Source organism: Pseudomonas medicaginis (assembly GCF_965119365.1).
Lineage (GTDB): Bacteria > Pseudomonadota > Gammaproteobacteria > Pseudomonadales > Pseudomonadaceae > Aquipseudomonas.
The window spans coordinates 4421424-4442121 of the sequence record NZ_OZ221631.1; the positions used below are offsets into that span (position 1 = coordinate 4421424).

Sequence of the window (20698 nt, forward strand, 5' to 3'; positions counted from 1 at the left end):
GCATCCACGCAAACTGACCCACCACTATAGAACGCTCAACTGCGCAACACAAACGAAGGAAACAGCTCGCGCATGGCGGCCCATAACTCGGGCTGCAAAGCCTGCGTCGAGACGCTGCAGAGGTGGGGGTCGAGCATGCGCGCGGTGCGCACCAACTGCACGGCAAACCGGCTGACGCCGCGCTCGCTCAAGCGCCGGGCCAGGGTCAGCAACCGTTCGGGGTCGAACAGGTGCCAGTGCACCGTCGTGCGACATTCATAATCCACGCCGCTGTCCAGCAGATGGTCCAGGCTGCGCCAGTTGGCGGCGCCGCTGCCTTCGACCCGGGTCACCTCCAGGGCATCTTCGGGCAAGGCCTTGATGTCGAAGCCGACCCAATCAGCCAGGCCGACCACTTTGGCAAAGGCCGCCGGCTTGATACCGGCGCTGTGCAGGCCGATGCGAAAGCCCATCTGCCGCACTTGCTCCATGGCCGGCGCCAGGCCGTCCTGCAAGGTCGGCTCGCCACCACTGAACACCACGGCGTCGAGTAGATCCTGACGGCGTTGCAGGAACGCCAAAACCCGACACCACTCCACCTCCTCGCTACCACGAGGCGGAATCAGTTGCGGGTTATGGCAATAACGGCAACGCCAGGCACATCCCTGGCAAAAGAGCACACAGGCCAGTTGGCCCGGATAGTCGAGGGTGGTCAGGGGCACCATGCCCCCGACCCGTAGCATTCGACTCATGGACGCCCGGCCGCGCGTTCGGTGAAGTGCGCCCGCTCTCGGTGCTCGGATTGCTTGCCCGGGTTGAAGGCCGCCACCGGGCGGTGATAGCCCATCACGCGGGTCCAGACTTCGCAACGTTGACGCTGTGCCTGGGGCAATGTGTGTGCTGTGCTCATGGATGAAGCTCCTTGCGGTCGATGGAGTGGATCAGTGAACGCTGCCCTGGCGCTGTTGTTGCAGCAGCAAGGCCTCGTCGCATTTGGGGCAAAACTCGTGTTCGCCGGCCAGGTAGCCATGCACCGGGCAGATGGAAAAGGTCGGCGTGATGGTCAAGTACGGCAGGCGGAAACGCCCCAGGGCCTTGCGCACCAGTTGCTTGCAGGCCTGCGTGGAGGAAATCTGCTCGGCCATGTACAGGTGCAACACGGTGCCGCCGGTGTATTTGCATTGCAGTTCGTCCTGCAATTCCAGGGCTTCGAACGGATCCTCGGTAAAGCCCACCGGCAGTTGCGACGAGTTGGTGTAGTACGGCGCGACCGGGCTGCCGGCCTGCAAGATATCCGGGTAACGCTTGAGGTCTTCCTTGGCGAAGCGATACGTGGTGCCTTCGGCTGGCGTGGCTTCGAGGTTGTAGAGGTGGCCGGTTTCCTCCTGGAAACGCAGCAGCGTGGCCCGCACATGATCCAGCAGCTTCAGGGCGAATGCCCGGCCCTGCTCGGTGTGCAGGCCTTGCTGGTCGTCGGTGAAGTTACGCAGCATTTCGTGCAGGCCATTCACGCCGATGGTGGAGAAGTGATTGCGCAACGTGCCGAGGTAGCGTTTGGTGTAAGGGTACAAACCGGCATCCATGTGATGCTGGATGACCTTGCGCTTGACCTCCAGGCTCTCCTTCGCCAGCTCCATCAGAGTATCGATGCGCTGCAGTAGCCCACTGGTGTCGCCTTTGTACAGGTAACCCAGGCGCGCGCAATTGATCGTCACCACCCCCAGGGAGCCGGTCTGTTCCGCCGAACCGAACAAACCGCCACCGCGCTTGAGCAGCTCGCGCACGTCCAGTTGCAGGCGGCAGCACATCGACCGCACCTGGTTGGGTTGCATGTCCGAGTTGAGGAAGTTCTGGAAATACGGCAAGCCGTAGCGGGCGGTCATTTCGAACAGCCGGTCGGCGTTCTCGCTGTCCCACGGGAAATCGTGGGTGATGTTGTAGGTCGGGATCGGAAAGGTGAACACCCGGCCTTTCGCATCACCGGCCTGCATCACCTCGATGTAGGCGCGGTTGATCAGTTCCATTTCCGCTTGCAGGTCACCGTAGGCGAACGGCATTTCCTCACCGCCGATGACCGGGATCTGTTCACGCAGGTCCTGAGGGCAGACCCAGTCGAACGTCAGGTTGGTGAACGGGGTTTGCGTGCCCCAGCGCGATGGAACGTTGAGGTTGTAGATGAACTCCTGCAACGACTGGCGGACCTCGTCGTAGCTGAGTTTGTCCTTGCGCACATAGGGCGCCAGGTAGGTGTCGAACGAGCTGAACGCCTGGGCACCTGCCCATTCGTTCTGCAAAGTGCCGAGAAAGTTCACCATCTGCCCCAAGGCACTGCTCAAGTGCTTGGGCGGCCCGGCCTCGACCCGCCCGGGCACGCCGTTGAGGCCCTCGTGCAACAGGGTGCGCAGGGACCAACCGGCACAGTATCCGGCGAGCATGTCGAGGTCGTGGATATGCAGGTCCGCCTCGCGGTGCGCCTGGCCGATGGCCTGGCTGTAGACCTCGTCGAGCCAGTAGTTGGCGGTGACCTTGCCCGACACGTTGAGGATCAGTCCACCGAGGGAATAGCCCTGGTTGGCGTTGGCCTGCACACGCCAGTCCTCACGGTCCAGGTATTCGTTCATCGACGTGGCAACTTCCACCAGGGTACGGCGATCCCGGCGCAAGCGTCCGTGTTGTTCGCGGTAGACGATGTAGGCGCGCATGGAAAGGAAGAACCCGGCGTCCATCAACACCCGTTCGACACGGTCCTGGATCTGTTCGACGTTCAAACGCGTCTGCCCTTCCAACCGAGCCAGCACCGCCTCCAGCAACCCTTCGGCCTCGGCTTCGGTGTACTCACCCGTGGCCTTGCCGGCGGCGATCAGCGCCTGGCGGATCTTGTCCGCATCAAAGGCGACCACACTGCCATCGCGCTTGTGCAAGCGGTTACACCCTACTGTGATCAATGTGCTCTGCATTTTGGCTCCAAACACTACATATAGGCTTTTTTAGATCTTTAAACACAATATGCAGTAGAGGGTACGCACAAAAGGCAGGCTTGCAATTGATCGATATCAAGAATCGGGAGCGACCTCCATTCGGGCTCGAAACGTCTTTTCTGCAAGCGCCGCAGTTCCCCTGTGGGAGCGAGCTGCTCGCGATAGCGTCAGGACATTCAACATCACTACAAGCTGACCCGCCGCCTTCGCGAGCAGGCTCGCTCCCACATTGGTTTCAGGGTGATTGTTGGATCTGGATTCACCGCAGATCCCCTGTGGGAGCGAGCTTGCTCGCGATAGCGTCAGGACATTCAACATCAACGCAAGCTGACCCGCCGCCTTCGCGAGCAAGCTCGCTCCCACATTGGTTTCAGGGTGATTGTTGGATCTGGATTCACCGCAGATCCCCTGTGGGAGCGAGCTTGCTCGCGATAGCGTCATGACATTCAACATCAACGCAAGCTGACCCACCGCCTTCGCGAGCAAGCCCGCTCCCACATTGGTTTCAGGGTGATTGTTGGATCTGGATTCACCACAGTTCCCCTGTGGGAGCGAGCTTGCTCGCGATAGCGTCGTGACATTCAACATCAACGCAAGCTGACCCGCCGCCTTCGCGAGCAAGCCCGCTCCCACACTGGTTTCGGGGTGACTGCAAGATTTGTATTCATCGCAAATCCCTTGTGGGGCCTGTGTACTGCTCACCCCCCACTCATGTTCATGAACCGCACAATCTGCACTTCCCCACCCGGGTTGAAGTCATGGCGCAGTGGCTTGCCACGCAGCGCCTGTTGCACCGCCTGGATCACCGGCTGGTCTTCCAGCGGATAACGTCGCAGCAAGCCGCGCAGGTCGAGGGAATCCTCCTGTCCCAGGCACAACAGCAAACGCCCTTCGACGGTCATGCGCACGCGGTTGCAACTGGCGCAGAAGTTGTGGGTATTGGGCGAAATGAAACCGATTCGGGTCTCCGGATGACGCTCCAGGCGCACATACCGCGCCGGCCCGCCGCTGCTCTCGGCGCTGTCGAGCAGGCGATGATGGCGAGCGATCTCGGCCCGGACCTCATCGCTGGAACAGAACGACTCGCCCCGGGAACGCCCGACCTCCCCCAACGGCATCTCCTCGATAAAGCTGATGTCGATGCCTTGGTCGATGGCGTACTGCACCAGCGCCGGAACCTCATCGAAGTTGCGTCCCTTCATGACCACACAGTTGAGCTTGATCCGCTCGAACCCGGCGACCCTCGCCGCTTCGATGCCGGCCAGCACCTGGTCCAGGTTGCCGTTGCGGGTGATCGCCCGAAAACGTTCACCGTCCAGGCTGTCGAGGCTGATGTTCATGCGCTTGACCCCCGCCTCGACCAGCGGCTGGGCCAATCGCCCCAGCTGCGAGCCGTTGCTGGTCATCACCAGTTCCCGCAGGCCGGGCAATGCCGCGATCTCGCGACACAGCCCGACGATGCCCGGACGGATCAGCGGCTCGCCACCGGTCAGGCGGATTTTCTTCACCCCCAGGCCGACGAACAGCCGCGCCAGGCGCTGCAACTCCTCCAAGGTCAACACTTGCTGACGCGGCAGGAAAGTCATGTTTTTCGCCATGCAATACACACAACGAAAATCACAACGATCGGTCACCGACATCCGCAAATAATCGATCTGGCGCCCAAATCCGTCCTGCAACACCGCGTTCATGAAGATCTCCCGATTGAGCCCGTGCTCACTGCACCAGCGGCGAGTCGGCACCCTGAAGGTGAATGCCGCGAATGTCCGCCGCACCGATCAGGGTCTGCAGGTACTGCACCAGCGCTTTTTGCCATACACCCTGCTGCAACTGGGTACGAATCGCCGTCGCCACCGCCTCATACGGCAATGGCTGGCCATCGATTCGCTGGTCGATGCTGATCACGTGCCAACCGTAACGACTTTCCAGCGGTTTACCAGCCAGGCCCGCAGGCAGGGTGAACAACTGGCGCTCCAGTTCAGGCACGGTCTGACCCTTGCTGATCTGCCCCAGCGAGCCGCCCTGCTCCTTGGATGGACACGCCGAATGCTTCAGCGCCAACTCGGCAAAACTGCCCGGGAACTGGTCCAGCCGCTCCAGTAGCATCTCGGCCTGGACATGGGCCAGGCTGCGCGCCTCGGCATCATCCGGCGCACATTCGAGCAGGATGTGCCGCACCGCCAGCAACGGTGCGCTGTGAAACCGCGCCCGGTTGCTTTCGTAATAACGCAGGCAGGTGGCCTCGTCGCATTGCGGCACCTGCACCTCACGTTCGAGCAATAGCCGCGTGGCCGCTTCCTCTTCGTTTTCGCCGGCGCCGACCTGTAACGCCAGGCCCAGTTCGGCGATTCGTTGCTGCAGCAACTCACGGATCACCAAGGCCCGTGCTGCCTGATAAACCGCCTCCTCGCGGCTTTGCGCCGGGTGATATTGCAGCTCCTGGGCCATCGTCTGGGGGGTGACCGACACCCCGTTGACGCTGATGATCGGCCACTCTTGCTCACTGCTGGCAATCAACTGTGGCGCTTCATCCTCCGCCACCGGCCCGGCCTGGGCTGGCTCGAACTGCACCGCCCCCGCCGGTTCGGCATCGGCCACCGGCGCGATCACCGGTGCCGCTTTTGTCGAAGAACCGCAGCCGCCGCTGCCGCCACCACTACCGCCACATCCGCATCCACTCGCCATGATCTTCTCCTCAGAACTTCTGCCGAACGATTTGATAACGACGCCCCAGGTACCAGACTGGTGCACTGACGATATGGACCAGACGAGTGAACGGGAACAACACGAACAAGGTCAGGCCCAGCACCACGTGGAGCTTGTAGACCAGGCCCACCGGCGCTATCGAGGTAGCGGCTTCAACCGGACGCAACAGCACGGTGTTCTGGGCCCAGTCGGCCAGCATCACCATCACCGAGCCGTCCATGTGGGCGGTAGAGGCCACGATGGTCATCAGCCCCAGTACCAGTTGCACCAGCAGCACCACCAGCACGAGGATGTCCGACACATTGGAGGTGGCGCGAACCCGTGGGTCGGTCAGGCGACGGTTGAGCAGCATCACCAGGCCGATCAGGCCCAGTACGCCGAAGAAACCGCCGGAGACCATCGCCAGCAACTGCTTGTTCTCGGTGCTCAACACATGGTGATAGATCGCCGAGGGTGTCAGCAGGCCGACGAAGTGGCCGGCCAGCACGAACAGCACGCCGATGTGAAACAGGTTGCTGGCCACGCGCATGCCGCGCTTGTTCAGCATCTGGCTGGAACCGGCCTTCCAGGTGTACTGGGACAGATCAAAGCGTGCCCAACTGCCAAGCAGGCAAATCGCCAAAGCGACATAGGGGTAGACCCCGAACAACAACAGATCCCATTTAGACATTGCCCACCTCCCCGGCTGGCGCTGCGGCCAGCCCTTCATGCTGAAAATCCACCCAGTGCAGCGGCACCGCACTTTCGTCTCGCGTCTTGCCCGGCGCGCTGGGCATCGAGCTGCAACGGTCCTGCTGTTCGGCCTTCATGAAATCCACTGCCTCTTCTTCCCAGACCTTGTCCAGAGCCTCGAGGGAGTCATCCCGTGGCTCGGCCTTCACTTGCTCACGCAACTCGGCCACGGCCACCTGAGGCTCGGCCCCGGCGATTTGCAGCAAGGCCCGGAAGCAACTGGCGTAGGCGCTTTCACGTTCGTCCAGGCGCGCCGCGAGCAAGGCCAGCAGATGCGCTACATCGGCCAGGCCCTCGCGGGCCTCGATGGCTTCGCGGGTGGAGAGGTACTCCAGGTAAAGCGGGATGTAGTCAGGCAGTTCCTTGACGCCGATGGCGAAACCGGCCTCTTCGTACTGGGCCATCATGTCGACCATGGCCTGGCCACGGTCGCGGGATTCGCCATGGACATGTTCGAACAGCAGCAGCGACAGCGAACGACCGCGGCCGAACAACGCACCGTAGTGCTCCTGGCCATCCATCAGGTCCTTGCCGCAGATCACCTCCAGCAATTCAAACAGCCCGGCGCGCTGGTTGGGGCTGATTTCCCGTGCCTGGAGAATCGCTTGTTCCAGCTCATCCCGACCGGCCACCAGGGTCTCGGTCGGGTAGTCGAGCAGCAACGAAATCACCTTGAGAATGCGCATGCTCATTCCTCCCACAACTGCACGGTCTTGATCACGTCGCGGCGGTTGGCCTTCTTGCCACCGAACATGTTGGTGTCGGAGCTGCCACTGCAACCGCTGCCAAAGCTGAAGCCGCAACCGGAGCGCTCGGCAAACGCGTCGCTCATGGCGTCTTCGCGGTGGGCGCTTGGTACGACGAAGCGGTCTTCGTAGTTGGCGATGGCCAGGTAGCGATACATCTCTTCCACCTGGTTCACGCTCAAGCCGACGTCGGCCAGCACTTGCAGGTCCTGCACACCGTCGACCTGCTCGGAACGTTTGTAGGCACGCATCGCCAGCAAGCGTTTCAGCGCAAGCTTGACCGGTTTTTCATCACCGGCGGTGAGCATGTTCGCCAGGTAGCGCAGCGGGATACGCAGGCTGTCGACGTCCGGGATCACCCCGTTCATGCCCACGGTGCCAGCCGTGGCAGCGTTCTGGATCGGCGACAATGGCGGCACGTACCAGACCATTGGCAAGGTGCGGTATTCCGGGTGCAGCGGCAATGCGAGTTTCCAGTCCACGGCCATTTTGTAGACCGGCGAGCGTTGCGCCGAATCGATCACCGACTGCGGCACGCCATCGGCCAGGGCCTGGCGAATCACCGCCGGGTCGTTCGGGTCGAGGAAGATCTCCAGTTGTTTCTCGTACAGATCCTGCTCATTGGCGGTGCTTGCCACTTCGCTGATGCGGTCGGCGTCATACAGCAGCACGCCGAGGTAACGGATCCGGCCCACGCAGGTTTCGGCGCAGACAGTCGGCATGCCGGCTTCGATGCGCGGGTAGCAGAAGATGCATTTTTCCGACTTGCCGCTCTTCCAGTTGAAGTAGATTTTCTTGTACGGGCAGCCGCTGATGCACATGCGCCAGCCGCGGCATTTCTCCTGGTCGATCAGGACGATGCCATCCTCTTCACGCTTGTAGATCGCACCGCTCGGGCACGACGCCGCGCACGCCGGGTTCAGGCAGTGCTCGCACAGACGCGGCAGGTACATCATGAACGTGTTTTCGTACTCGCCGTAGATGTCCGCCTGGATCTTGTCGAAGTTCTTGTCCTTGCGCCGCTTGGCGAATTCAGTGCCGAGGATTTCCTCCCAGTTCGGGCCCCACTCGATCTTCTGGATGCGCTTGCCGGACACCACCGAGCGTGGTCGCGCGGTGGGCTGGTGCTCGCCCAGCGGTGCGGTGTGCAGGTGCTGGTAGTCGAAGTCGAACGGTTCGTAGTAATCGTCCAGGCTCGGCAGGTCCGGGTTGGCGAAGATGTTCGCCAGTACGCGGAATTTGCCGCCGATGCGCGGGTTGATCGAACCGTCAGCGTTGCGGATCCAGCCGCCTTTCCACTTATCCTGGTTTTCCCACTCCTTGGGATAGCCGATGCCAGGCTTGGATTCGACGTTGTTGAACCATGCGTATTCCATGCCTTCACGGCTGGTCCAGACGTTCTTGCAGGTAATTGAGCAGGTGTGGCAGCCGATGCATTTGTCCAGGTTCAGGACCATGCCGATTTGTGAGCGAATCTTCATCTCAGTTCTCCTCGATATCAGTCGGCAGTGGACGCGGCAAATCATCGCCACTGGAACCATCGAGCCAATCGACCTTGACCATCTTGCGCACCACGACGAATTCGTCGCGGTTGCAACCGACCGTGCCGTAATAGTTGAAGCCGTAGGCCTGTTGGGCGTAGCCGCCAATCATGTGGGTGGGCTTGAGCACCACGCGGGTCACCGAGTTGTGGTGACCGCCACGGGTCTTGGTGGTTTCCGAACCCGGCACGTTCACGATCCGTTCCTGAGCGTGATACATCATCACCATGCCTTCCTTGACTCGTTGGCTGACCACCGCCCGGGCGGTCAGCGCGCCGTTGACGTTGAAGCATTCGACCCAGTCGTTGTCCTCGATACCGGCGCGCTTGGCGTCGATTTCCGAGAGCCAGACAATCGGTCCGCCACGGCTCAAGGTCAGCATCAGCAGGTTGTCGCTGTAGGTGCTGTGGATGCCCCACTTCTGGTGCGGGGTGATCCAGTTCAGGACGATCTCGGTCTCGCCATTGCTGCGCTTGCCCTTCACACCGGCGATGGTGCGGGTGTTGACCGGTGGCCGATAGCTCATCAACTGCTCGCCGAACGCCTGCATCCACGGGTGATCCTGGTAGAACTGCTGGCGACCGGTGATGGTGCGCCATGGGATCGACTCATGGACGTTGGTGTAGCCGGCGTTGTAGCTCACGTGATCGTCTTCCAGGCCAGACCAGGTCGGGCTGGAAATGATCTTGCGTGGCTGGGCCTGGATGTCACGGAAGCGAATCGCCTCGTGCTCCTTGGACACCGCCAGGTGGCTGTGGTCGATGCCGGTGAATTCCGACAGCGCAGCCCAGGCTTTCACCGCGACATGGCCATTGGTTTCCGGCGCCAGGGACAGGATCACTTCGGCAGCGTCGATGGCGCTGTCGATTTTTGGCCGCCCTTGGCTGATACCCGCTTCGACTTCCTTGTGGTTCAGTTCGCCGAGGAATTTAACTTCAGTATCCGTGTTCCAGTTGATGCCCTTGCCGCCGTTGCCGAGTTTTTCCAGCATCGGGCCCAGGGACGTGAACTGCTTGTAGATGTTCGGGTAGTCGCGTTCCACCACTTGCAGGTTCGGCGCGTTCTTGCCCGGGACCGGTGCAACGCCGGCACTTTTCCAGTCAGTACCGCCGAATGGCTGGGCCAGTTCGCCGACGCTGTCGTGCATCAGCGGTACGGTGACCAGGTCTTTCTCGACACCCAGGTGGCCGACCGACATGGCGGAAAACGCCTTGGCGATGCCTTTGTAGATTTCCCAGTCCGAACGCGATTCCCAGGCCGGATCGATGGCGGCCGACAGTGGGTGAATGAACGGGTGCATGTCCGAGGTGTTCATGTCGTCTTTTTCGTACCAGGTGGCGGTCGGCAAGACGATGTCGGAATACACGCAGGTCGAGGACATGCGGAAGTCCAGGGTGGTCACCAGATCGAGCTTGCCAATGGCGCCCTCGTCGACCCATTCGGCTTCGGTGGGCTTGCACTCGGTGCTATGGCCGATGTCTTCATTCATCACGCCGTTCTTGGTGCCCAGCAGGTACTTGAGCATGTACTCGTGGCCCTTGCCCGAGGAGCCCAGCAGGTTGGAACGCCAGATGAACATGTTACGCGGGAAGTTCACCGGGCTGTCCGGCTGCTCGCAGGCAAAGCGCAGGGAACCGTCCTGCAGCGACTTGACCACATAGTCCTTGGGTTCCAGGCCTGCGGCGGCGGCATCACGGCAAATGTGCAGCGGGTTGGTGTTGAGTTGCGGCGCGCTCGGCAACCAGCCAGCCCGTTCAGCGCGGATGTTGTAGTCCAGGGCGTGCTCGGGGAATTGCGATTTGTCGGCCAGGGGCGAGAGCACATCGTGCATGCTCATCTTCTCGTGGCGCCATTGCGAACTGTGGCCGTAGAAGAAGCTGGTACCGTTCATCTGCCGTGATGGACGGTTCCAGTCCAGGCCGAAGGCCAGGGGCAGCCAGCCGCATTGCGGACGGAGTTTTTCCTGGCCGACATAGTGGGCCCAGCCGCCGCCAGTCTGGCCGACGCAACCGCAGAGCATGAGCATGTTGATCAGCCCGCGGTAGTTCATGTCCATGTGGTACCAGTGGTTCATCGCCGCACCGACGATGATCATCGAGCGTCCACGGGTCTTGTCGGCGTTGTCGGCAAACTCGCGGGCGATCTGGATCGCCTTCTCGCGGCTTACGCCAGTGATCTGCTCCTGCCATGCCGGGGTGCCGGGCACCGAAGCATCGTCATAGTCCTTGGCAACGTTGGCGCCGCCCAGGCCACGGTCGATCGCCAGGTTGGCCGCCGACAGGTCGAATACGGTGGCGACTTTCGCCACGCTGCCATCGGCCAGCACCACGCTGTGCACCGGCACTCGACGGAACTGCACCGCATCACCGGCCACGTGCTGGAAGTACTCCTGGGCTTCGCCGGCGAAGTACGGGAACGCCACCTCGGCGACGTCGCCGCCGATCAGGCTCAGCTTGAGGTCGATCTCACGCCCCTCGCCGCCTTCACGGGGCAGGATGTTCCACTTGCCCTTCTCGCCCCAGCGATAGCCGATGGAGCCTTGGGGCGAAACCAGTTCGCCGGCGGCATCCAGGGCGATGGTTTTCCATTCCGGGTTGTTGTCCTGGCCGAGGTTGTCGGTCAGGTCGCTGGCCCGCAGGAAACGATCCGGCTGGTAACCCGCACCCGGCGCAGCACCAAGCATCGGCTTGAGCATCACCAGTACCGGCAGGTCGGTGTAGCGCTTGGCGTATTCGGTGAAATAGGCGCTCGGCTTGTCCAGGTGGAATTCTTTGAAGATCACATGGTTGAAGGCCTGGGCCAACGCGGCGTCGGTGCCCTGCTTGGGGTTGAGCCACAGGTCAGTGAGCTTGGCGACTTCCGAATAGTCCGGGGTGATCGCCACGGTCTTGGTGCCCTTGTAGCGCACCTCGGTGAAGAAGTGGGCGTCAGGGGTACGGGTCTGCGGGACGTTGGAGCCCCAGGCAATGATGTAGTTGGAGTTGTACCAGTCGGCCGATTCCGGCACGTCGGTCTGCTCGCCCCAGACCATCGGCGAAGCGGGCGGCAAGTCGCAATACCAGTCGTAGAAGCTCAGGCACACGCCACCGATCAGCGACAGGTAGCGCGAGCCGGCAGCGTAGCTGACCATCGACATGGCCGGGATCGGCGAGAAGCCCACCACCCGGTCCGGACCGTGTTCCTTGATGGTGTAGACGTTGGCGGCGGCAATGATCTCGTTGACTTCTTCCCAGTTGGAACGGATGAAGCCACCCATGCCGCGCTTGCTTTTATAGGCGTCGGCCTTGGCTTTGTTCTCGACGATGCTGGCCCACGCCTCGACAGGCGGCAGGGTCTGCCGGGCTTCGCGCCACAGCTTGAGCAACGGCTTGCGGATTTTCGGGTACTTGAGCCGGTTGGCGCTGTAGATGTACCAGCTGTAGCTCGCGCCGCGAGGGCAGCCGCGTGGTTCGTGGTTGGGCAGGTCGTTGCGGGTGCGCGGATAGTCGGTCTGCTGGGTTTCCCAGGTGATCAGGCCGTTCTTGACGTAGATTTTCCACGAGCACGAGCCGGTGCAATTCACCCCATGGGTGGAACGCACGATCTTGTCGTACTGCCAGCGGGAACGGTAGACATTCTCCCAGTCGCGGGACTCCTTGCGGGTCTCGCCATGCCCGTCTGAAAACTCGCCTTGCTTGCGGTTGAAGAACCGCAATTGATCCAGTAAATGACTCACAGTGTCTTTCCTCTCAGGCTTGCTCCGCGGGGTCTGCGCCCCGCCCACGCAACAGTTGAATTCGTCTTAGCAGGGTGTCGCCGCGCCTTTGCGCGCATACCACCACCAGGTCACCACGATGCAGCTCAGGTAGAAGCCGACGAACATGTAGAAGGCCATCTCCGGGCCGCCGGTCAGGGCCATCGAAGTGCCGAATGATTTGGGAATGAAGAACGCACCGAAGGCGCCCATGGCCGAGCTGAAACCCAGCACCGCAGCTGACTCCTTGCCGGCGTTCTTGATCGCTTGCTCGCGCACCTCGGGCTTTTTGCCCAGGGCGGCCTTCTCGTGCAGGGAGCGGAAGATCACCGGGATCATGCGGAAGGTCGAACCGTTGCCCACGCCCGTGGTGATGAACAGCAACATGAACAGGCCCAGGAAGCCGTAGAAGCTGCCGCCCTGGCCGTTCTGCGGAAGAAAGTGCAAGACACCGAACACCATCACGATCATCAACACGAAGTTCCACAGGGTGACCTTCGCGCCACCGAGCTTGTCCGCCAGCCAGCCGCCCAACGGCCGTACCAGCGCGCCCACCAGTGGACCGAGGAAGGCGAATTTCAGGGCGATGACTTCAGGGAACGAGGTCTTGATCAGCAGCGGGAAGGCCGCGGAGAAACCGATGAACGAACCGAAGGTGGCCAGGTACAGCCAGCACATCAGCCAGTTGTGCTTGCGCTTGAAGATCACCGCTTGTTCGCTGAACGACGCCCGGGCACTGGACAGGTCGTTCATGCCGAACCAGGCAATCAGGGTCACGGCAAGGATGAACGGCACCCAGATGAACCCGGCGTTCTGCAACCACAGCGAGCTGCCATCAGCCAGCACCTGGGGCTGGCCACCCATGAAGCCGAACACACCAAAGGAGATCACCAGCGGCACGCTGAACTGCATCACCGACACGCCCAGGTTACCCAGCCCGGCGTTCAGGCCCAGGGCGGTGCCCTGCTGGGACTTGGGGTAGAAGAAGCTGATGTTGGACATGCTCGAGGCGAAATTGCCGCCACCAAAACCGCAAAGCAATGCGATCAGCACGAACACGCTGTAGGGCGTGGCCGAATCCTGCACGGCGAAGCCCATCCACAACGCCGGTATCAGCAACGACGCGGTGCTCAGCGCGGTCCAGCGGCGTCCGCCGAAGATTGGCACCATGAACGAGTAGAAGATGCGCAAGGTCGCGCCGGACAACCCCGGCAATGCCGCCAGCCAGAACAGCTGGTCGGTGCTGAAGCTGAAGCCGATGGCGTTCAGGCGCACGATCACCGTGCTCCAGACCATCCACACCGCGAAGGCCAACAGCAGCGCCGGGATGGAAATCCACAGGTTGCGCCGGGCGGTCAGCTTGCCGCTACTGCCCCAGAAAGCAGGGTCTTCCGGACGCCAGTCATGAATGACAGGGCCCTTTTCAGGCGTTTGCAGAACGGACATGTTCTTCTCCTTGGGCAATGCTGGAAAACGGGAATTGAGTGGCCGGCGGCTGTTTACCCAGCAGCGGGCGCTTGCGCATTTCGCTGAAGTACATCCAGGCCAGGGAGACCCAGACCACGCCGTACATCAACATGAAGCAGGACGAGCGCACGCCGGTGAGGTCCACCAGGGCGCCGAACATGATCGGCAGCACGAACCCGCCCAGGCCGCCGGCCAGGCCGACGATGCCGGACACCGCGCCCATGTTTTTCGGGTAGTCGTTGGCGATGTACTTGAAGACCGAGGCCTTGCCGAACGCAAAGGCGATGCCCATCACGAACAACAGCACGGTGAACAGCGTTGGGCTGAGGCCGATGTGGAAATCGACAATGCCGTTGACGGTCTGCACTTGCAGTTGAGTCTGGGGATAGGAGAGCAGGAACAGGCAGATCCAGCTGACCCACAACACCCACCAGGTCACGCTCTGGGCGCCCCAGCGGTCGGACATCCAGCCACCGACGGCACGCAGCACGCCCCCGGGCAGGGAGAAACACGCCGCCAGCAGCGCCGCGCTTTGCAGGCTGAAGCCGTATTCCTGCACGTAGTACTTGGTCATCCACAAGGCCAGGGCCACGTAGCCACCGAACACGATCGAGTAGTACTGGCAGTAGCGCCACACGGCCGGTTCCTTCAGCGCCTTGAGTTGCTCGCGCAACGTGGCGCCACCGGCACTGCAGTGTTCCTTTTTCTCCGCGGTGAGGAACCAGAACAGCAATGCGGTGATGAACAGGATCGCACTGAACACCTTCGGCACCAGGTGCCAGGTGCCAAACGCGATCAGGGCCGGGGCGAGGAACTTGGTCACGGCCGCCCCGGCGTTGCCGGCGCCGAACACGCCCATGGCGAACCCCTGGTTCTGCTTATCGAACCATTTGGCGACGTAGGCAATGCCCACCGAGAACGAGCCGCCGGCCAGGCCGACGAACAGGCCCAGCACCAGAAACTGCCAGAAGGCCGTGGCGAGGGTGATCAGGTACAGCGGCAATACGCAGGCCAGCATCAGCAGGAAGAACACGATCCGTCCGCCAAAGCGGTCGGTCAGAAGCCCCAGGGGTAGACGCACCAGCGAACCGGTCAACACCGGCGTGGCGGCCAACAGGCCAAACTGGGTTTCATTGAGGGCCAGCAGTTCCTTGATCGGAACGCCGAGCACGGCAAACATCATCCAGACCATGAAGCACACGGTGAAGGCCAGGGTACTCATCCCGAGTACCAGCCCTTGTTGCACTTGTGCTCGCATCACGAGGCACTCCGTCAGTTCGATGGGCGCAGCCTAGTGATACGAACCCCGCGAAAACTTGACTTGGGTCAACGTGTGCCGGGGCGGTCCAGGCCTATGCTTGGCCCGTCTACCTCCAAGGAGGTAGACCCGGATATTGATACAACCCTTTATTTATCAATACCTTGATCAAGTCTGCCGAAGCTTTTATGGAAATGGAGCGGCCGACAACTCTTTAGAGGTAGTGCGCCCAGGATTGGCTGCTACACCCCCCAGGTCCAGGGCGCCTCCTATGCTCGGTTCACAGTTTTGCCCCGCAGGCCCGCGTCGATGATGCGTTGGCTGCGCAGTTCCCTGCCCGCTCGCGCCGGGCTGGCGGTGATCCTGATCGCCATCCTGGCCCTGGCCAGTTCCTTGAGTGCCGGGTTGATCGCCTGGTTCAGCCAAGGCGACGCTGCCGCCATCAATACCGCTGGCTCCGTGCGCATGGAGACCTATCACCTGAGCTGGAAACTGGCGGCGGGGGCCAACGACGACGTCCCCGCGATCATCGCCAGCCTGCAACAACGCCTCGACAGCCCTGCCCTGCGCGCCGTGCTGGAAGATGGGCCGGAAACCTCCCTGCACAAGAGCTATCGCGACCTTGTGCAACGCTGGAACCAGACTTTGCGCCCGGCCATCGAGCGTGGTGACTCGGCATTATTCCAGGCCAGCGCCAACACCTTCGTCGATCAACTGGACCAGTTCGTCACCCTGCTGCAACGTCAGAGCGAGCACAAGCAAGGCTGGCAGCAGGTGATCCAGGGCGCGGCGCTGTTCAGCACCATGATCATCCTGCTGATCGGCCTGTATGAATTGCAGTACGGCGTGGTCACGCCCTTGCAGGAGTTGGTGGACGCCACCCAGCGCTTTCGCCGTGGCGAATTCCAGGTGCGGGTCAATCACCAGTCCGAAGATGAACTGGGCCAGTTGGCGACCAGTTTCAACACCATGGCCGAGACCATCGAGCAATCCCACCGCACCCTGGAAAACCAAGTCCAGCAAAAGACCCTGAACCTGCAACAGGCCAACGCCGCCCTGGAGCTGCTGTACCAGAGCAGTCGCAGCCTGGCGACGCGACAGGCCAATGCCGAAGGGCTGGATGAACTGATCCGACGCTTCCAACAGCGCCTGCCGGGCCTGCGCCTGACGCTGTGCCTGCAAGGGCAATTGCAGGCACCGGCCAGGCACTTGCTGGCGTTGCATGGCGCCGACAGCCGCCAGGTCTGCGCCAGCAGCGATTGCGCCAGTTGTCATAAACACAACGCTGCCCGCCCGCAAGCCTTCAGCATCAGCAACCAGGGCAACGAACTGGGTGAGCTCAAGGCCCATTTTGTCGACGGCCACGCCGCGCAGCCCTGGGAAACCGCATTAATCCAGGCCCTGGCCAACCTGATTGGTACGTCGCTATCCCTCAAGCGCCAGCGCGAACAAGACCATCGCCTGCTGCTGCTCGACGAACGTACGATCATCGCCCGCGAGCTGCATGACTCCCTGGCCCAGGCCTTGTCGTACATGAAGCTGCAAGTCAGTCGCATGCAGACCCTGATGCGCCGGGGCGAACCGGTGCAAACTCTGGAGACCGTCACTGGCGAGCTGCGCGAGGGGCTAAACAACGCTTATCGGCAGCTGCGCGAACTGCTCACCACCTTCCGCTTGCAAATCCATGACGACGGCCTGGTCGAGGAACTCAAGGACACCGCCGAAGAATTCTCCAACCGCGGGGACTTCCAGGTGCACCTGTTCATCGACACCCTGGCCTTCGAACTGTCGGCCAGCGAGCAGATCCACATCCTGCAGATCACCCGCGAAGCCCTGTCCAACTGCCTGCGCCATGCCCATGCACAAAACGCCTGGCTCGAACTGCGCCAGGATGGCGAGACCGTACGGCTGTCGATCGAAGACGACGGCCGGGGCTTCAGCGGCGAGGTCGACCAGCGCGAGCACCATGGCCTGAACATCATGAACGAGCGGGCCCGCAGCCTGCACGGCCAACTGCAGATTCACTCCCGTACACCCCAGGGCACCCGTATCCAGGTGCATTTCCAACCGGAATTCCTGGGCCAACCCACCGAAGGCATCGCAACATGAACGCCCCCCTGCGCCACACCCTGCTACTGGTCGACGACCACCCGATGATGCGTCGCGGGATCCGCCAGATGCTTGAGCTCGAAGACGATTTGCAGATCGTTGGCGAAGCCAGCCACGGCGAAGAAGCCCTGGCCCTGATCGAACCGCTCAAGCCCGACCTGGTGCTGCTGGACAACAACATGCCGCAGATGAACGGCATCGAGACCCTGCGCCGGCTGCGCGCCATGCACTACACCGGCAAGGTGCTGCTGTTCACCGTGTCCGATGCCGAGGACGACATCCGCGATGCCCTGCGCCTGGACGCCAACGGTTATCTGCTCAAGGACATGGAGCCGGAGCTATTGATCCAGTACATACGCGATGCCCTCAACGGCGCCTTGGTGATCAGCCCCGGCCTGACCCGCGTCATGGCCCAGGCCCTGCGCTCGCCACCGCGCCAGGCCGATGTGGAACTGACCGAGCGCGAACGCCAGGTCCTCAAGACCATCGCCGGCGGCTACAGCAATAAGGTCATCGGCCACAAGCTGGGCATCACCGAAGGCACGGTCAAGGTGCATGTGAAGAACCTGCTGCACAAGCTCGGCTTGCGCTCACGGGTCGAAGCGGCGGTGTGGGCGATGGAGCATTTGCGCGGGGCGGGTTAGGCCAGGCGAATAGATTCCCCGTAGCGAGGGAGCTTGCTCCCGCTGGGGCGCGCAGCGACCCTGTTTTTGGGGCTGCTACGCAGCCCAGCGGGAGCAAGCTCCCTCGCCACAAGGATGGTCATCAGGCCTCCCTCTTCCGAGGTAGGCCTGCCGAGGCATAGGCCGGCGGCGATTTGGGCTCTACCATGACGGCACGCGGAGGTACGCCATGCTGACCCACCCTTCCATCGTTTTATTGTTGCGTCGTCATCACCTGTTCAGCCAACTGCCGGAGCGGGTCTTTGAAGATGTCTGCAGCCTGGCCGTCCTCAGGCGCCTGGACTGCAACAGCACGCTCATGCACCAGGGCGACCCGGCCAAGCGGTTTTTCCTGCTGGTCAGTGGCCAGATCAAGTTGTTCCGGGTCACCGGCGAAGGCCAGGAGAACCTGGTGGAGATCATCCAGCCCGGACAGACCTTCGCCGAGGCCCTGCTATTCAGTGAGGCCCGGTGCTACCCGGTCAGTGCGTCGGCAATCAAGGACAGCGTACTGGTGAGCATCGAGGGCACCCACTACCGCAAGGCCCTGGAGGATCAGCCCAAAGTCTGCCTGGCGATCCTGGCGAGCATGAGCATCCACCTGCACCAGCGCCTCAAGGACATCGACAACCTGACCCTGGCCAGCGCCAGTCGGCGGGTGATCAATTTCCTGCTGCAGGAGCGCGATCCGCGGGATGGTCAGCTGGTGTTGCAGGTGTCCAAGCGTCTGGTGGCTTCCAAGCTGGGGATTCAGCCGGAGACGTTTTCGCGGATTCTGCATCGCTTGGTGGACGGTGGCCTGATCGCCATGGAACGGCGCAATATCCGCATTCTCGCTGAAGAGGCGCTGGAGGCTTACCAGCAATAGCTGCGAATCCTCTATGGCGGTCAGCCCATCCCCCTGTGGCGAGGGGATTTATCCCCGCTGGGGCGCGCAGCGCCCCCCTTCAACTGCCTGACGCACCGCCGGCCCAGGCTTTGGGGCTGCTTCGCAGCCCAACGGGGATAAATCCCCTCGCCACAGGTGTGTGTGGAGCCTTTATTCGCCATTCGGCCTATCGATTTCATCACCCCCTATCATCGCTATCAACCGCTCGAACAATGCATCGCCCTCTTCTTGCGAGCAATCGACCCCGAAGCGCTTGCGCCAACCCAACTGACTCAGAATCACATGCACATCCGCCCGTAGGTCATGCTGCTGTAAACACGCCTGGACGCATTGCAAAGGACACCCATCCAGCGCAATGATCCGCCGCCCCGAGCGTGCCTTGTTGACCAGCGGCGCCACATGCCCGCCGACCCCGACGATGCAGGACATCTCGGCCAGGCCAGCGCGGTCCAGGCGCAAGGCAACGGTGTTGGCCAGTTGCGCGACGTTGGAGCAACCGGAGCAGGAATACACCAGGGGCAATGCACTCGAAGGCTTCATCACACGGTCGCCAAGCCCTTGCCCGCCCGCTCCAGATTGCGCCACAACCACGGCGGCAATACCTCCGGATCGAGACTGTCGATCAGGTTCTTCAGTGCCAGCCCCAGCTCCGTGTCCCCCTCGATCACCAGCCGTCGCCGGAAGAACAACGTATCCGGATCCTCCTGACGGCTGGCCAGTAACAGGAATTCGCGCCAGTTGCCGCTGATGGTGACCTGGGCCTCGGCCCGTTCGGCGATGCGCAATCCATCCCGCGCCAGGGTCAGGTACCAACACAACTTCAGGTCGGGCACCCGCAGGCACAACCAGCGTCCACGCAGCACATCGAACCCGCCATCGCGCAGCGGCTCGGCCAGGCAGCGGTTCAGCGCCTGCTGCAAGGCCAGGCGCTGCACCACGAACGGCACCTTGCCCACCAGCGGCAGCAAGCGGTCGGCACCTTTGAGCACCCATTTCTTCGGACTCAACACAGGCCCGCCTCCTCTACTTTCAACATACCGGCATGGCCGTGCCAATAGCCGTTGCAGCCCTCGACAAACAGCGGCGGCGCCTCCCCCTGGCGCACGCGATCAAACGCGCTGACTACCTCGGCCATGCCCTGGGCCCGCGGACTCAAGCGCAGCATGTCGGCCCCGCAAGCCACCAGGGCGTTGTAATCAGCCAGCAGGTTGCTCACCTCGCCGGACATCGTCTGGATGCCGTTGAGGGTGAATAACTGCTGGCCTTCCTGACTGCTCAAAGCAAGGCCATCGGGGTAGTTGATGCAGCAGAACTGGCAGTCGTCCTTGGGGCGATTTTCGGCGCGGGCGGTAAAGCAGCGCGCCGAGTACGCCAACGGCAGATGACCGTAAGCGAAAATCTCCACCTCGGGCACCTCGCGGTCCATGTCCCGCACCTGCTCCAGCACATCGCCGATCAGCGCCGCCGAACACTCCACCGGCGGCACCCAACGGATCATGCCGCTGTCGAGCAATTGCCCCAGGGCGTGACCGTTGTACAAGTTCAGCGCCGGGCCGCCCACGAAAGGCAGCTTGCGCTCGGCCAGCAACTGCACCGCACCCATGTCATTGGCTTCCACCAACAACTGGCCGTTGTCACACAGGCGGCGCAACGAAGACAGCTCCGAGGCTGCTTCAATCAGCGTCAGGCTCGACAACACGATCTGTGCCTGACTGCACGTCTGTAGCTCGCGCGCCAGACCCAGCCATTGATCCAGAGAAAAGGCCCGGCGCTTGGAGCACACGGTTTCCCCCAGGTAAATCACGTCCAGCGGCAATGCCGACATCTCGGCATAGAAATTCCCCAGTTGCGCTTTGTCCCAGTAAAACAGGACCGGTCCCAGGCTGAGTTTCATCTGG

The 20698-nt window shown here is 62.0% G+C and carries 18 protein-coding genes; 3 read left to right on the plus strand and 15 right to left on the minus strand.

The window, feature by feature from the left end; all coding sequences use genetic code 11:
* Window positions 1-35: 35 nt before the first annotated feature.
* The 12 genes from ACMTA2_RS19560 to ACMTA2_RS19615 all read right to left on the minus strand — a co-directional run bounded on the left by ACMTA2_RS19560 (window position 36) and on the right by ACMTA2_RS19615 (window position 15140).
* Window positions 36-731, minus strand: a complete 696-nt coding sequence (locus ACMTA2_RS19560; RefSeq protein ID WP_413791350.1) for an anaerobic ribonucleoside-triphosphate reductase activating protein — start codon at window positions 729-731, stop codon at window positions 36-38.
* The gene (gene nrdD / locus ACMTA2_RS19565) at window positions 728-889 is read right to left on the minus strand and encodes an anaerobic ribonucleoside-triphosphate reductase (RefSeq protein ID WP_413791351.1); all 162 of its coding nucleotides are present in this window, start codon (window positions 887-889) and stop codon (window positions 728-730) included. The genes ACMTA2_RS19560 and nrdD overlap by 4 nt, the downstream gene beginning before the upstream one ends.
* Window positions 890-920: 31 nt before the next feature.
* Complete coding sequence (locus ACMTA2_RS19570; protein WP_413791352.1) at window positions 921-2936, minus strand: ribonucleoside triphosphate reductase; 2016 nt, start codon at window positions 2934-2936, stop codon at window positions 921-923.
* A 96-nt stretch (window positions 2937-3032) separates the two neighbouring features.
* A complete protein-coding gene (locus ACMTA2_RS19575; RefSeq protein WP_413791353.1) occupies window positions 3033-3659 on the minus strand; it encodes a hypothetical protein in 627 nt (208 codons plus the stop codon).
* Entirely contained in the window at window positions 3656-4648 is a 993-nt protein-coding gene (moaA, locus tag ACMTA2_RS19580) for a GTP 3',8-cyclase MoaA (RefSeq protein WP_413791354.1), read from the minus strand. Before moaA ends, ACMTA2_RS19575 begins: the two co-directional genes overlap by 4 nt.
* Window positions 4649-4673: 25 nt before the next feature.
* Complete coding sequence (locus ACMTA2_RS19585; RefSeq protein WP_413791355.1) at window positions 4674-5642, minus strand: peptidylprolyl isomerase; 969 nt, start codon at window positions 5640-5642, stop codon at window positions 4674-4676.
* Window positions 5643-5652: 10 nt separating this feature from the next.
* The gene (gene narI / locus ACMTA2_RS19590) at window positions 5653-6333 is read right to left on the minus strand and encodes a respiratory nitrate reductase subunit gamma (protein ID WP_013693500.1); all 681 of its coding nucleotides are present in this window, start codon (window positions 6331-6333) and stop codon (window positions 5653-5655) included.
* A complete protein-coding gene (narJ, locus tag ACMTA2_RS19595; protein ID WP_413791356.1) occupies window positions 6326-7081 on the minus strand; it encodes a nitrate reductase molybdenum cofactor assembly chaperone in 756 nt (251 codons plus the stop codon). Before narJ ends, narI begins: the two co-directional genes overlap by 8 nt.
* Before the next feature lie 2 nt (window positions 7082-7083).
* Window positions 7084-8622, minus strand: coding sequence for a nitrate reductase subunit beta (gene narH, locus ACMTA2_RS19600; RefSeq protein ID WP_413791357.1), 1539 nt, complete (start codon window positions 8620-8622; stop codon window positions 7084-7086).
* 1 nt (window position 8623) lies between these two features.
* Window positions 8624-12397, minus strand: coding sequence for a nitrate reductase subunit alpha (locus tag ACMTA2_RS19605; protein ID WP_413791358.1), 3774 nt, complete (start codon window positions 12395-12397; stop codon window positions 8624-8626).
* 66 nt (window positions 12398-12463) lie between these two features.
* A complete protein-coding gene (locus tag ACMTA2_RS19610) occupies window positions 12464-13861 on the minus strand; it encodes a NarK family nitrate/nitrite MFS transporter (RefSeq protein WP_413791359.1) in 1398 nt (465 codons plus the stop codon).
* A complete protein-coding gene (locus tag ACMTA2_RS19615) occupies window positions 13839-15140 on the minus strand; it encodes an MFS transporter (protein WP_413795691.1) in 1302 nt (433 codons plus the stop codon). The genes ACMTA2_RS19610 and ACMTA2_RS19615 overlap by 23 nt, the downstream gene beginning before the upstream one ends.
* 309 nt (window positions 15141-15449) lie before the next feature.
* On the opposite strand from ACMTA2_RS19615, the gene ACMTA2_RS19620 reads away from it, so the two are divergent.
* The 3 genes from ACMTA2_RS19620 (at window position 15450) to ACMTA2_RS19630 (ending at window position 18779) form a co-directional block, all read left to right on the plus strand.
* Window positions 15450-17249, plus strand: coding sequence for a HAMP domain-containing protein (locus ACMTA2_RS19620; protein WP_413791360.1), 1800 nt, complete (start codon window positions 15450-15452; stop codon window positions 17247-17249).
* On the plus strand, window positions 17246-17893 hold the full coding sequence (gene narL / locus ACMTA2_RS19625) for a two-component system response regulator NarL (protein ID WP_413791361.1): 648 nt from the start codon (window positions 17246-17248) through the stop codon (window positions 17891-17893). Before ACMTA2_RS19620 ends, narL begins: the two co-directional genes overlap by 4 nt.
* Window positions 17894-18101: 208 nt before the next feature.
* Window positions 18102-18779 (plus strand): Crp/Fnr family transcriptional regulator, encoded by a 678-nt coding sequence (locus ACMTA2_RS19630; protein ID WP_413791362.1) that lies wholly within the window; start codon window positions 18102-18104, stop codon window positions 18777-18779.
* 171 nt (window positions 18780-18950) lie between these two features.
* Here ACMTA2_RS19630 and ACMTA2_RS19635 read toward each other — a convergent pair whose 3' ends face one another.
* The 3 genes from ACMTA2_RS19635 to ACMTA2_RS19645 are packed head-to-tail and all read right to left on the minus strand — an operon-like array spanning window position 18951 to window position 20694.
* Complete coding sequence (locus ACMTA2_RS19635) at window positions 18951-19340, minus strand: putative zinc-binding protein (protein ID WP_413791363.1); 390 nt, start codon at window positions 19338-19340, stop codon at window positions 18951-18953.
* A complete protein-coding gene (gene ubiT / locus ACMTA2_RS19640) occupies window positions 19340-19810 on the minus strand; it encodes a ubiquinone anaerobic biosynthesis accessory factor UbiT (protein ID WP_053184645.1) in 471 nt (156 codons plus the stop codon). The genes ACMTA2_RS19635 and ubiT overlap by 1 nt, the downstream gene beginning before the upstream one ends.
* Window positions 19804-20694 carry a U32 family peptidase gene (locus tag ACMTA2_RS19645; RefSeq protein WP_413791364.1) on the minus strand — a complete coding sequence of 297 codons (891 nt, stop codon included), beginning with the start codon at window positions 20692-20694 and terminating at the stop codon, window positions 19804-19806. The genes ubiT and ACMTA2_RS19645 overlap by 7 nt, the downstream gene beginning before the upstream one ends.
* Window positions 20695-20698: the final 4 nt, after the last annotated feature.